The organism is Planktotalea sp. (genome assembly GCF_049680325.1).
Lineage (GTDB): Bacteria > Pseudomonadota > Alphaproteobacteria > Rhodobacterales > Rhodobacteraceae > Planktotalea.
Map to the genome: position 1 here is coordinate 1 of NZ_JBAUHO010000115.1, position 12,424 is coordinate 12,424.

Consider the following 12,424-nt stretch of genomic DNA (forward strand, 5'->3'; position numbering starts at 1 on the left):
ATTTCCATGAGCGAGCATAGCGGCAAGAATGGCATCACATATGCGGATGCAGGTGTGGATATTGACGCGGGCAACGCGCTGGTGGAACGGATCAAACCGGCTGCCAAACGGACAAACCGCCCCGGCGTCATGTCTGGCCTTGGCGGCTTCGGTGCGCTGTTTGATCTCAAGGGTGCAGGCTACAGCGATCCGATCCTTGTGGGGGCGACCGATGGCGTTGGTACCAAATTGCGCATTGCGATTGACACGGGCCTTGTCGACGGCGTCGGCATCGACCTAGTTGCCATGTGCGTTAACGATCTTGTCTGCCAAGGCGCCGAGCCGCTGTTTTTCCTTGATTACTTTGCAACGGGCCATCTGGAAACAGAAACAGCGGCGCGCATCATTGAAGGCATTGCCGAGGGCTGTGTACGCTCAAACTGCGCTCTGATCGGCGGTGAAACCGCAGAAATGCCGGGCATGTATCCTGATGGCGATTTCGACCTTGCGGGTTTCTCTGTTGGTGCAATGGAACGCGGTAGCGAACTGCCTGCCGATGTTCAGATTGGCGATGTGCTGCTCGGCCTTGGTTCTGACGGGGTCCATTCCAACGGATACTCACTGGTGCGCAAACTGGTCGAAATATCCGGCCTTGGCTGGGATGACGATTGCCCCTTTGCCGATGGAACCCTTGGTGCGGCATTGCTGACGCCAACCCGGCTTTATGTCACGCAAGCGCTGGCCGCAGTGCGGGCAGGGGGCGTTCACGCGCTGGCCCATATCACAGGCGGCGGCTTGACCGAGAACATCCCGCGCGTTCTGCCAGAGGGCTGTGGCATCGAAATCGACTTGAACGCTTGGGACTTACCACCCGTTTTCAAATGGATGGCTGAAACAGGCAATATTGCACAAAGCGAAATGCTCAAGACATTCAACTGCGGCATGGGCATGGTGTTATCCGTTGACGCCGCGCGCGCCGATGCGTTGATTGCGCTGCTCAAAGAGCACGGCGAGACAGTCGCCCGCCTTGGCCATGTCACCGACACCGGCGAGGTGCGCTACACAGGCTCGCTGCTTTGAAGATTCGCGTCGCGATCCTGATTTCCGGCGGCGGCTCCAACATGCTCAAGCTGCTCGCCAGCATGGACGCCGATCACCCGGCCGAGCCTTGTCTCGTTCTGTCGAACAAATCCGGCGCTGGCGGTCTTGCCAAGGCGGCCGAGCGCGGCGTTGCAACCGATTTTGTCGATCACAAACCCTATGGTGAAGATCGCGCCGCTTTTGAGGATGCGCTTATTGCGAAACTTGAGGCAGCCAAGGCCGATGTCATTTGCCTTGCAGGGTTCATGCGGGTTTTGACACCCCATTTCATCAATCGCTTTGAAGGGCGGATGCTGAACATTCACCCGTCGCTTCTGCCAAAATACAAAGGCCTTCACACCCACGCCCGCGCAATAGAAGCTGGCGATAGAGAGGCCGGCTGCACCGTGCATGTGGCAACTGCGAAACTCGATGACGGACCGATCCTTGCCCAAGCACGTGTTCCGATCCTTGAAGGGGATACGCCCGAAACCCTTGCCGCACGTGTCTTGGTGCAGGAACACCGGATTTATCCCGAAGCATTACAAAGCTTTACACGGACATTGGCCGCCAAAACCGAAGCCAACACTTGAAACGCTTTATTTCAAGGGATCAATCGCGTATTCACGCTTAACTCACCACTCGAAAGCGCCCATCCTATATGCTCACGATCACCACGACCGACGCACTTGAAGCGTTTTGCACCGAGGCGCGCAAGCACCCCTATGTCACTGTAGATACAGAATTCTTGCGTGAGCGGACCTATTATTCCAAGCTCTGCCTCGTTCAACTGGCCATGCCGGGTAAAGATGATAGCAACGGATGCCTTGTTGATCCGCTTGCTGAAGGTATTTCGCTTGAGCCGCTCTATGATTTGTTTCGTGACACGAATGTGGTGAAAGTTTTTCACGCAGCGCGACAGGATATCGAGATTTTTCAGGTCGATGCAGGGGTTATTCCAGTTCCGTTGTTTGACACGCAAGTGGCTTCGATGGTGTGCGGTTTTGGCGAACAGGTCGGATATGATACTTTGGTGCGTAAGATCACCAAGGAAGAGATCGACAAGTCCTCGCGTTTTACTGATTGGTCCCGCCGCCCGCTGAGCGATGCGCAAAAGACATACGCTTTGGCCGATGTGACCCATCTTCGCCAGGTCTATGAATTCCTGTCGAAAAAGCTAAATGATGCAGGCCGCGCCCATTGGGTTGCCGAGGAAATGAAGATCCTCAATAGCCCCGAAACCTATGTCACGCAGCCTGAAGATGCTTGGCAACGCGTGAAAACGCGCAACACCAATCCGCGATTTCTGGCAATTGTGCGTGAATTGGCCCGGTTTCGTGAAGACTATGCGCAGACCCGAAATGTCCCGCGTAGCCGGGTCTATAAAGACGACGCGCTTGTTGAACTGGCAGCGACAAAGCCCAAGGATCACGCTGATCTGAGCCGCTCGCGCTTGCTGCTGCGCGATGCGCGTAAAGGCGAGATTGCGGAAGGTATTTTGACAGCAATCAAGACAGGTAAAAATTGTGCCGAAGCAGATCTGCCATCCTTGAAGCGCACCAATGAAAAGCTTCAGGTTAATCCAGCGCTGGCTGATCTTTTGCGTGTGTTGCTCAAAGCCAAAACCGCGTCGGTTGGCGTTGCATCAAAGCTTGTTGCGCCAACTTCTGATCTGGATGCGATAGCGGCAGGCATTCGCGACGTGAGCGCGCTGCAAGGCTGGCGTTATGAGGTGTTTGGTGAAGACGCACTGCTACTGTGCAAAGGCAAAATTGCCCTTGGTGCCAAGGGCAATGACGTGAAGCTGGTACGCCTTTAACATAGGCTGGGGTTAACGTCGGCGTGTGCTGCGCTGGTTGCGTGCGCCTTTAACCGTGACCGTTCTGACATCCGCCAGTTCCTGATCGCTGACGAAACGCGCCACATTGATTTGGCGCGCCGCTTCGCCGCCGACGCCCACTGTGTGCGCAGGTCGAACCGCTGTCAGGGTGTAGGCGAGCACGCCATTGACCGCGCCGTCCAGGCTTTCCGGCTCAAGACGCGCATCGTAATAACCGATTACATCCGTCACTCCGACAACATGAATAATCGCACCGCCAGGGCGTCGTTCAATACGAAGCGCTGCAATCTGATCCACTGGTTGACCTTGATAAACAGGCTTGGGGCGTTTGCCGAGGCTGGGTTTGGGGATCAGCGGGTTTTGCGTTCCGCTCGCGCCTAGCGTTTCGGCACGCGAATTTCCAAACCAATTGGCTGGGTTGACCCAGGAATTGCTCAAACCGCCGCCGCACCCCGCAAGGGCCAATGCGCTGCATAGCATTAAGGATCGTGTGAAAGCCATTTTGGTGCCTCGTCTTTGCTCACTTTCGATTTATCCCATCCTGTGCGCGTTGAAAAGCACCAAGGCACTCTGGACCTTTTGTTTGCGTCTCTCTACCTCTCGGGGTCAAGCAACGGAGATCACATCATGGCCAACGCCGCGTTTGAAACCATCGTCGAAGATTTCGAATTTCTGGAAGACTGGGAAGAACGGTATCGCCATGTGATCGAACAGGGCAAAGCGATGGAACCTCTGGACGCTGCCCTGAAAGTTCCGGCGACAAAGGTCGATGGCTGCGCCAGCCAGGTCTGGCTGCACCCCAAAATAGAAAACGGGATCTTCCGTTTTGACGGTGAAAGCGATGCGATGATCGTAAATGGTCTGATTGCCGTGTTGCGGATGCTCTACAACGACACGCCCGCCGCACAAATCGCGGCAATTGATGCCAAAGCCGAACTTGCACGTCTGGGCCTGAACGATCACCTCTCGGCGCAGCGCTCCAATGGCCTTGCCGCGATGATCGCCCGCATTTGCGAAACAGCGGCGGCAGGGACTTAGGTCTTTGGCTTCTTTGGTCCCGAAAATACCTCGGGGAGTCTTGGCATGCCAAGACGGGGCAGAGCCCCGTTTTTAACGCAGGGCTTGCCCTGCGTCGGTCCGATCGCTTTTGCGATTGGAAACCTGTCAGAATCTGAAACTGTTGGGTGTCAGGGCGGCTGGCCAGCCGACATAACGCTCGATCAGGAACAAACCGCCACAGATCAAAATGACCAATATGACCAGTTTAACCCGCTTTTCAGAGGGCGGGCGGCGCGCCCAACGCGCCATGCGTAGAAAATGACGCGGGTTCAGCACCGCGCTTTACTCAGGCCCGTCGGTAAAGCGGACCTTGCCAATAAACGGCAAGTTGCGATTGCGCTGAGCAAAATCAATTCCATATCCGACCACAAATTCATCTGGAATTTCAAACCCGATCCAATCAGCACTGAAATCCACTTCACGCCGTGAAGGCTTGTCCAGCAATGCAATGCTCTTCAGCTTCGCCGGCTCGCGTGATTTCAGCAGATTGGTAACGTGGTTAAGTGTGTGACCCGTATCGACAATGTCCTCAACGACAAGAACATCACGCCCTTCAATTGCGCCGCGTAAGTCTTTGAGAATACGTACTTCCCGACTGCTCTTCATGCCGTCGCCATAAGAAGAGGCTTCAAGGAAATCCACCTCGACCGGCAGATCCAATTCGCGCACGATATCTGCGATAAAGACGAAAGATCCGCGCAGTAGCCCGACGACGACCAGCTTGTCCGTACCTTTGAACTCTTTTTCGATTTCATCGCTAAGCTCTTCAATACGAGCCGCAATAGATTTGGCAGAGATCATCTGGTCGATGACATATGGACGCTGTGGCATGGCTTCCCCTTGATTTCTTTGCGCATGCGTAGGACATGCAGCCAAACCGAGATAACGGGAAATGCACAGTTATGCCAACCCATTCTGAACTTCGTCACATGCCTTATACGGCGGATCAAATGTACGCGCTGGTTGCGGATGTGGCTGCATACCCCGAATTTCTGCCTTGGTGCGCTGCCGCTCGGATTCGCTCGCGCGCGGCTGAGGGCACCAGCGAGGTTATGTTGGCGGATCTGGTAATTTCATTCAAAGTGTTTCGCGAGAAGTTCGGAAGTCGTGTGGTGTTGTACGAGCACGAAAAGAAAATCGACACGGAGTATCTGGATGGGCCTTTCAAATTTATGAAGTCCAACTGGGGTTTCACAGATAATGCAAAGGGCGGGTGTGATGTGTCGTTCTTCGTAGATTTCGAGTTTAAGAACGCGGTTTTGCAAGGCATAATCGGCCTTGTTTTCAATGAGGCCATGCAGCGGATTGTGCGTGCTTTTGAAAGCCGCGCTGAGGCGCTGTATGGTGAAGCTCGATCCAGTTGAGTGCTGCGCACGCGGTATGAGCCGCTAGCGCGGCGGATTGGGGCGCTGCCCCGTCTTGGCGCGCCAAGACTCCCCGAGGTATTTTAGGACCAGAGAAGATTTTGGTCACAGGCCGATCATCTGGCGGATATCCACAGGTGTGTGACCTGCCAGCCGATAGGTAGACAATGCGCGGGCATCATCGCGTTTGGCGAGGCGTTTGCCTTGCTCGTCGCGGATCAACTTGTGGTGCGTATATTCGGGTGTTGCATAGCCAAGCAGACGTTGCAGCAAGACATGAATAAAAGTTGCCTCGCGCAAATCTTCGCCGCGAATGATATGCGTGATCCTCTGGTCTGCGTCATCGACGACGATGGACAGGTGATAAGACGCCGCCATGTTTTTGCGTGAAAGGACCACGTCACCGATCTGGGCGATCATTTCCGCCGCTGACCTATGCAGGATTTTTTCACGATCAGAGAAACATACTGATTTAATATCAAGGCTTTGAATTGCTTTTTTAATGTTTAACCTTAGCACAGAGGTCTTCGGCATTTCGCCTTTGGGTATTGTGCGGCATGTTCCCGGATAGATCAGCCCGTCTGGTCCGATCATTGGCGCACCTTCTTGGGGTGCATTTGCTGCTGCCTTGATATCTGCGCGACTGCACAAGCAAGGGTAAAGCAGCCCCATGCTCCAAAGCTGCTCGAGTGCCATATTATAGTGAGAGTGGCGCGCAAATTGGGACCAGACTGGACCATCCCATGTTAAGCCGAGCCATTGCAGGTCGTCCTTGATTTGCTGTGCCCATGCGGGCCGTGCACGACTTTGGTCAATGTCGTCCAAACGCAGATGAAAGCGCCCGCCAGCTGCGCGCGCGCTGTCATGAGCGAGGATCGCGGAATAGGCATGACCCAAGTGCAGCGGACCCGTCGGGCTTGGAGCAAATCTTGTCGCGTAAATCACGTCTTTTCAAGCACGTATACTTTGGACTTCATGTTAATTCCGGGCAAATGATCGCCATAACTTTCACCTAGTAGCCGCGCGGTTCCATTTGCAACACTATCATAAAGGCGCGTTTCGAATGCAGGGTCTTCGAGCGTATGATCGTTAAAGGACAGCACGAATTTGCCCGATGGATCCAGCACGCCAAGAAGCATGTCGAAAACGTCTATAGGGGCGGCACCAGAGCCGATGACACCAATCGCCGAAATCGCTGCGTAGGCCCCTGAGCGAACAGGAAAGGGGGCGGTTGGGTCCGAAAGGCTAAGGCTGCGATAAAGCTGCTTTTGTGCCGCGCGATCCAGCATGTCCTGGGTTAGGTCCATTCCGTCGATCGTCCTGAACCCGGCAAGAGAAAGGGCAAGGCCGGACAGGCCTGTGCCGCAGCCGAAATCAAGGATTGGCGCGGCGAAATCTGTCGTAAAGGCGCTTAGCGCCTCCGCGCAGCGGCGCGGCGTGGCATAACCGTTCTGACTGACCTCAGCCTCATAGCTTGCAGCCCAACTGGTATAAAGATCGCGCGTCGCCTCAATACCCGTTGTGTCGTAGGCCTTGTCTAAAAATGTCTCTGTCATCTTTTTACGCTAGCGGCGCGGTGTCTGCCTGTCTAGCCTTGCGCCGCAAGCCATGACGTCCAAGCCGCCTTGGCGCGATCCGTGTAGGCCTTGTAGCGATCCGTGCGCCCGCGCCGGCCACCTTTGAGCCCGTCAACGGGGCGAAACAGGCCGAAATTGACGTTCATTGGCTGGAATGTCTTCGCCTCTGCGCCGCCAGTGATGTGATGCACGAGTGCGCCTGTGGCTGTATCTTGGGGCAAATCGGGTAACGCCAAGCCGTTAATTTCCGCCGCAGCCAGACGCCCAGCAAGGAGACCCATAGACGCGCTTTCAACGTAGCCTTCAACGCCGGTGATTTGCCCCGCAAAACGGATGTGCGGCTTGGATTTCAAGCGCATTTGACAGTCCAACAGCGTCGGTGAGTTCAGGAAAGTATTGCGATGGATACCGCCAAGGCGCGCAAAGCTTGCATTTTCAAGTCCGGGAATTGTTTTGAAAACATCGGTTTGCGCGCCGTACTTCATCTTGGTTTGAAAGCCGACAATATTGTAAAGCGTGCCCAGAGCATTGTCGCGGCGCAGTTGCACTACGGCGTAGGCTTTGACATCCGGTTGGTGCGGATTGGTCAAACCAACCGGCTTCATCGGGCCAAAGCGCAGTGTTTCGCGGCCGCGTTCGGCCATGACCTCGATCGGGAGGCAACCGTCGAAATACTTGGCGGTTTCGCCCTCATGGAACTCGGCTTTATCGGCGCTTAACAAGGCATCGATAAAGGCTTCATATTGCTCTTTATCCATCGGGCAATTGAGATAGGCTGTGCGCTCTTCCTCGGTTTCGCCCTTATCGTACCGCGATTGCATCCATGCTTTGCTCATGTCGATGCTATCCGCATAGATAATCGGTGCAATTGCGTCGAAGAAAGCAAGTGCGTTTTGGCCCGTTTCGCCAGCAATAGCTTCGCCCAAAGCGGAAGAGGTCAACGGCCCTGTCGCAATGATCCAGTTTCCACTTGAGGGAAGTTCTGTAACTTCCTCATAATCAACGGAAATAAGAGGGTGGGATTTGATTTTCTCTGTGACGCCTGCCGCAAAGGCATCGCGATCAACTGCCAGCGCGCCGCCCGCAGGAAGCCGGTGCTTGCCAGCCATTTCCATAATCAATCCGCCAGCTTGGCGCATTTCCCAGTGTAGCAGGCCAACGGCGTTCTGCTCATGATCGTCCGAGCGGAACGAGTTGGAACAGACCATTTCGGCCAAGTCACCGGTTTTATGGGCAAAGGTTTCGACCTTGGGGCGCATTTCGTGAATAACGACCTGCACGCCCATGTTGGCGGCCTGCCAAGCTGCTTCCGATCCAGCGAGCCCGCCGCCGATGATATGTAGAATTTTATCCATGCCGCGCATTTAGGTCAGCGCGCGGCAATTAGCAAACTTTTAACTCGGGTCCGCTATTGGATCGAGAGGAAGGTCCGAGGGAACGCGATCCGGAACGCCTAGGCGACCATTGCGACTGACAGGGTCTTCCAGCGCGCGAAGAAAGGACATCAATTGGGAGATTTCGGTTTCATTTAGATCAACCGGCGCAATCTCTGCCGCCATGGCGATGCGCAGGACTTCGGCAAGATCCTCCATCGGATCCCAGTCATGGGTGTCCTCGCCAAGCGCATGCAACGCGGCCTGACGGCGATCATAATTACCAAGGCCTTCAAACGGGTCGAGGTGATGGCGTACCATCGCTTCAAGGTCAGAATAGGCACCGTTGTGACCGTAGGGGCCGCTTAGGGTTACATTGCGCAGTGACGGCGTGCGGAAGCGGTATTTGTCGTCGTCCTTGCCAGTAATCAGGCCGCGACCCGCATCAGCGTATGCGTCATCTTTGCCAGGGCCGAACTGGGGTAGGCCGATGGCATGGAAACCGTGATCCGTCTGGAACTTGCCAGAATGGCAAGAGGCGCAGTTTGCCTCACCATAGAACAGCTCCATACCCGCCATTTGTTCGGGGTTAAGCGCGTCTTCTTTGCCCGAAAGATACTGATCGAACGGGCTGTCGGTCGCACGAAATTCATAGGTGATGAACTGCGACAGGGCATTGCCGATGTCAGTGATGTGCAGCGGCGTGTCCTTGCCGATGATCCAGTCAAAGGCCATGCGGTATTCTTCGATGGCTTCAACCTTGTTGGTGATCTGCTGCCATGCACCGTTCGGACCGTGGATTTCGTCGGCCTCAATTGCATCGGCAATCGGGTTTTCACCAGGGTGGCCGGCCATTTCATCGTGGCTGAGAATGGGTAAAATGTTCTGCGCAGCAAGGGCGCTTGCCAGCGGGCGTTCTAGCGTGCGTCCTTCGGGCATTGCGATTCCGTACATGGCATCGCGGCTAAGCTGCACGCGGCCATCGTGGAACATGGTTGAAAATTCGCGCGCACCAAGGTTGAAAAGCGCAGGGGCATTGCGTGGAATGCGCGCCTTGGGGGCGTTGCCATTGACCACTTCGCGCATCCGGCCAAGACCAAGGCCGCCCTCGCCAATGGACAAGGACATCGCATCGCCCGTGCCAAGGGCAGGGTGGTGACAGGTGGCGCAGGCAATGTTGTCATTGCCAGACAAAACGGGATCATAAAAAAGCTGACGACCAAGCGCGACAGTTTCGGCGTTCAGGGCCGGAAAATCGGAAGGGAGCACCGGATTGGGCAGGTCAGATGCGAAAACTGTTCCTGCGGTAGAAGTAAGAAAGATTGTCATAAGAAAATGACGCATGGTGCACACCTTTGGTTCAGCAAATCGGTTCGCGCTGCAATACTCACGCGGATGTGAACACTCTGGAAGGGATAAGGCACCGCACATAGGGATGTTTGCGAAACGGTGTTACGCCAATTTGGAAACGCTGCGCCGAATTCGTGCGTTAACCTTAATAAAACTTGCCGAAACGGGCAGGTAAGATACCAATTGCGTCATCGGCTCATAAGCGTGGGGCGTCACATTCCGGGGCTGACTGTCGCGATAATGGGAACAGTTAATCCGATATCCGGCGCATTGTCTTAATACTAATCTTGTGTCCAATTTGGTGGGCGCTTATCCAAAAAGGCGGCGATGCCTTCCTCTGTGTCGCGATACAGCATGTTTTCGACCATAACATTGCCCGTGAATTCATAGGCATCAGCAAGGTTCATATTCATTTGCTCATAAAAGGCGGATTTGCCGATCTTGACTGCTGCGCCAAGTTTTGATGCGATGGTTTCGGCCATGGTTTGGGTGTCGCTCTCTAGCGCGTCACTCGAAACCACCCGATTTATCAGGCCAAGCTCTGCCGCGCGCTCGGCGCTGATAAACTCACCCGTTGAAAGCATCTCAAAGGCCTGCTTGCGCGGTATGTTTCGGCTGAGGGCAACCATGGGCGTCGAGCAAAACAACCCGATGTTAACCCCGTTCACGCCAAAGCGCGTGCCCTCTGCCGCAATTGCCAGATCGCAACTGGCGACGAGCTGGCACCCTGCGGCGGTCGCGATGCCATGGACCTGCGCGATGACAGGTTGGGGCAGGGCGCGGATGCTTTGCATCATATGGGCGCAGCGATCAAAAAGGTCTTTGAAATAGGCCTTGCCGCCATCCGCGTTTTGACGCCCCGCTGTCATTTGCTTCAAATCATGCCCTGCGCAAAAGGCTTTGCCTGCCCCAGACAAGACAATTGCGCGCACCGAGGAGGTTTCGCGCAACTCATCAAACTGCGATTGCAACGCAGCAAGCATTTCATCGGAGAGCGCATTCAACCGCTCGGGTGCATTCATATGCAAATGGGCGACAGGCCCTGTGCCGCGACGTTCTAGAATTGTCATCTTGCTCTCCGTGCTCGCATGGGCGAATGCTAGCGCTTGACCTAGCGGGAGGAAAGCCATGGACCTGATGTTGGACGCAGCGGCACTAAATGCAATTATGGTTAAGGAATTTCCGCAGGTCGCAGAAGACTACATCGTTGAACATGTGGAACCCATGCAAGTCACAGTGCGCTTGCCCGTGGCCGAACGCCACTTGCGCCCGGGGGGTACAATTAGCGGGCCAACCATGTTTTCGCTGGCTGATGTATCAATATATCTTGCTACAATGGCGATGATCGGCCCTGTGACCCTTGCCGTGACAACGAATTGTTCTATTGATTTCATGCGAAAGCCAAAGGCTGGCGTGGATTTGATCGCGCAGGCGCGTTTGCTCAAGCTGGGCAAGCTATTGGCAGTAGGAGATGTGTTGATACATTCTGAAGGCATGCAAGCCCCTGTCGCGCGCGCCTCGCTCACATACGCAATTCCGCCAAGATGAGCGCGCCAGTCGGGCAATTGACGGAGCTAAGTTTCAAAGCAATCGGGTTACTGATCCTGACTATTTTATGCTTTGATGTGATGTCAATTTTGGTGCGCGTCTTGTCCGCGAGCTACTCGGCGCAAGAACTTTCGGCCTATCGAAACGTCTTGGGCATACTGCCGTCATTGGCCTTGTTAATCTGGACGGGAGAATTGCGCTTCAAAGCAAGCTCAATGAAGATCGAAAAGTGGAAACTGGCGATCGGTCGCGGCGTTATCGTAGCCTTTGCCCAGCTCTTTTTCTATTCCGCTTTGGCTCAGATGGAATTGGCGACGGTCGCGACCTTGGGGCAAACAAACGCCTTTTTCGTTGTCATCCTGTCTGTGGTCTATTTGGGCGAAAAGGTCGGCATCTGGCGTATCGTGGCGCTGATAATCGGCTTTGCGGGCGTTGTCTGGATTTTACGCCCTGGATCAGACGCCTTTAGCCTGACAGCACTGCTTCCGATAGGTGCAGCAGCATGTTATGGCTTTGCCATGGTTAGTGTGCGAAAGTTTGGACCAAATACTTCTAATGCATTGTTATATTTGTATTCTTCGTTTGGATCAGCCCTTGGCGCAATCGCTTTAGCAACCTTTACAACAGAGTTTTCACCAATTCACAGCATCGCAGATGGCTTGCTGATTTTGCTCATGAGCACAATTGGCGGAACCGGCGTTTTGCTGATGATGATCGCCTTTCGCATGGACAGCCCGTCGGTGCTTGCGCCGTTTTGGTATTTCGGCATTCTGACAGCGGGTCTGTTCGGTTGGCTGTTTTTCGGAGAGGCACCATTGGACACGCTGTTTCCCGGTGTTTTATTGATTGTCGGGGCAGGGGTCTTGATTATCTGGCGTGAACGCAAGCGCACGTAAAAAGCGGCGGCCCATGATGTCCATGAAAGCCGCCGAAGTAAGAGGTTCGAGAAACTTGGGAACAGTCCGATAACGCGATCAGGCGCGCCAGAACCTCTTGTTCGCTTCGATATCGGCGGCGTCGGGCGTTAAGCCGATGTCGCGCAGCAAATGCGTATCGAGTTGTTTGAGCGTTTTGCGCGTGCGGTGGCGCAACGCCCATTTGGAGCTTGTCACAGCGACGCGTACCGCCAAAGCTGCCAGGATCGGCATCGGGCGTTGGCTATCGAGAAATGCGAGATCTGCTGAGATCAGAGCGCGAGATTGTGACATGGGACACTCCTTAAATTGTATTGACACAATGTGTTGTCTTTCGTAT

15 protein-coding genes are annotated in these 12,424 nt (G+C 54.7%); 7 read left to right on the forward strand and 8 right to left on the reverse strand.

Annotated features, from left to right (window positions below):
* The first annotated feature begins 6 nt into the window (after positions 1 to 6).
* The 3 genes from purM to rnd all read left to right on the forward strand — a co-directional run bounded on the left by purM (position 7) and on the right by rnd (position 2,878).
* Positions 7 to 1,059 (forward strand): phosphoribosylformylglycinamidine cyclo-ligase, encoded by a 1,053-nt coding sequence (gene purM / locus WBC85_RS04865; RefSeq protein WP_424433598.1) that lies wholly within the window; start codon positions 7 to 9, stop codon positions 1,057 to 1,059.
* A complete protein-coding gene (gene purN / locus WBC85_RS04870; RefSeq protein ID WP_424433550.1) occupies positions 1,056 to 1,652 on the forward strand; it encodes a phosphoribosylglycinamide formyltransferase in 597 nt (198 codons plus the stop codon). Before purM ends, purN begins: the two co-directional genes overlap by 4 nt.
* Positions 1,653 to 1,720: 68 nt before the next feature.
* Positions 1,721 to 2,878: a ribonuclease D gene (gene rnd / locus WBC85_RS04875; protein ID WP_424433551.1), complete on the forward strand. Its 1,158-nt coding sequence runs from the start codon at positions 1,721 to 1,723 to the stop codon at positions 2,876 to 2,878.
* A 12-nt stretch (positions 2,879 to 2,890) separates the two neighbouring features.
* On the opposite strand, the gene WBC85_RS04880 is transcribed toward rnd, so the two are convergent.
* The gene (locus WBC85_RS04880) at positions 2,891 to 3,400 is read right to left on the reverse strand and encodes a hypothetical protein (RefSeq protein WP_424433552.1); all 510 of its coding nucleotides are present in this window, start codon (positions 3,398 to 3,400) and stop codon (positions 2,891 to 2,893) included.
* A gap of 126 nt (positions 3,401 to 3,526) precedes the next feature.
* Between WBC85_RS04880 and WBC85_RS04885 the strand changes: the two genes are divergently transcribed.
* Complete coding sequence (locus WBC85_RS04885; protein WP_424433553.1) at positions 3,527 to 3,937, forward strand: SufE family protein; 411 nt, start codon at positions 3,527 to 3,529, stop codon at positions 3,935 to 3,937.
* A gap of 303 nt (positions 3,938 to 4,240) precedes the next feature.
* Here the strand turns inward: WBC85_RS04885 and hpt are convergent, their stop codons facing one another.
* Positions 4,241 to 4,789: a hypoxanthine phosphoribosyltransferase gene (gene hpt, locus WBC85_RS04890; protein ID WP_424433554.1), complete on the reverse strand. Its 549-nt coding sequence runs from the start codon at positions 4,787 to 4,789 to the stop codon at positions 4,241 to 4,243.
* Between the two features lie 71 nt (positions 4,790 to 4,860).
* Here hpt and WBC85_RS04895 point away from each other — a divergent pair, with 71 nt between their 5' ends.
* Positions 4,861 to 5,322 carry a type II toxin-antitoxin system RatA family toxin gene (locus tag WBC85_RS04895; RefSeq protein ID WP_424433555.1) on the forward strand — a complete coding sequence of 154 codons (462 nt, stop codon included), beginning with the start codon at positions 4,861 to 4,863 and terminating at the stop codon, positions 5,320 to 5,322.
* Positions 5,323 to 5,427: 105 nt separating this feature from the next.
* Here WBC85_RS04895 and gluQRS read toward each other — a convergent pair whose 3' ends face one another.
* The 5 genes from gluQRS to WBC85_RS04920 all read right to left on the reverse strand — a co-directional run bounded on the left by gluQRS (position 5,428) and on the right by WBC85_RS04920 (position 10,752).
* Entirely contained in the window at positions 5,428 to 6,267 is an 840-nt protein-coding gene (gluQRS, locus tag WBC85_RS04900; RefSeq protein WP_424433556.1) for a tRNA glutamyl-Q(34) synthetase GluQRS, read from the reverse strand.
* Complete coding sequence (locus WBC85_RS04905) at positions 6,264 to 6,878, reverse strand: class I SAM-dependent DNA methyltransferase (RefSeq protein ID WP_424433557.1); 615 nt, start codon at positions 6,876 to 6,878, stop codon at positions 6,264 to 6,266. The genes gluQRS and WBC85_RS04905 overlap by 4 nt, the downstream gene beginning before the upstream one ends.
* A 32-nt stretch (positions 6,879 to 6,910) precedes the next feature.
* Positions 6,911 to 8,254 carry a methylenetetrahydrofolate--tRNA-(uracil(54)-C(5))-methyltransferase (FADH(2)-oxidizing) TrmFO gene (trmFO, locus tag WBC85_RS04910; RefSeq protein ID WP_424433558.1) on the reverse strand — a complete coding sequence of 448 codons (1,344 nt, stop codon included), beginning with the start codon at positions 8,252 to 8,254 and terminating at the stop codon, positions 6,911 to 6,913.
* Between the two features lie 39 nt (positions 8,255 to 8,293).
* On the reverse strand, positions 8,294 to 9,616 hold the full coding sequence (locus WBC85_RS04915; protein ID WP_424433559.1) for a cytochrome-c peroxidase: 1,323 nt from the start codon (positions 9,614 to 9,616) through the stop codon (positions 8,294 to 8,296).
* 287 nt (positions 9,617 to 9,903) lie between these two features.
* Positions 9,904 to 10,752, reverse strand: coding sequence for an enoyl-CoA hydratase (locus WBC85_RS04920; protein WP_424433560.1), 849 nt, complete (start codon positions 10,750 to 10,752; stop codon positions 9,904 to 9,906).
* On the opposite strand from WBC85_RS04920, the gene WBC85_RS04925 reads away from it, so the two are divergent.
* Together WBC85_RS04925 and WBC85_RS04930 are read left to right on the forward strand one after the other, a co-directional pair.
* On the forward strand, positions 10,751 to 11,170 hold the full coding sequence (locus WBC85_RS04925; protein ID WP_424433561.1) for a PaaI family thioesterase: 420 nt from the start codon (positions 10,751 to 10,753) through the stop codon (positions 11,168 to 11,170). The two genes, WBC85_RS04920 and WBC85_RS04925, sit on opposite strands and share 2 nt — an antisense overlap.
* Positions 11,167 to 12,066: a DMT family transporter gene (locus WBC85_RS04930; RefSeq protein ID WP_424433562.1), complete on the forward strand. Its 900-nt coding sequence runs from the start codon at positions 11,167 to 11,169 to the stop codon at positions 12,064 to 12,066. Before WBC85_RS04925 ends, WBC85_RS04930 begins: the two co-directional genes overlap by 4 nt.
* Before the next feature lie 78 nt (positions 12,067 to 12,144).
* Here WBC85_RS04930 and WBC85_RS04935 read toward each other — a convergent pair whose 3' ends face one another.
* On the reverse strand, positions 12,145 to 12,378 hold the full coding sequence (locus tag WBC85_RS04935) for a DUF1127 domain-containing protein (RefSeq protein WP_424433564.1): 234 nt from the start codon (positions 12,376 to 12,378) through the stop codon (positions 12,145 to 12,147).
* Positions 12,379 to 12,424: the final 46 nt, after the last annotated feature.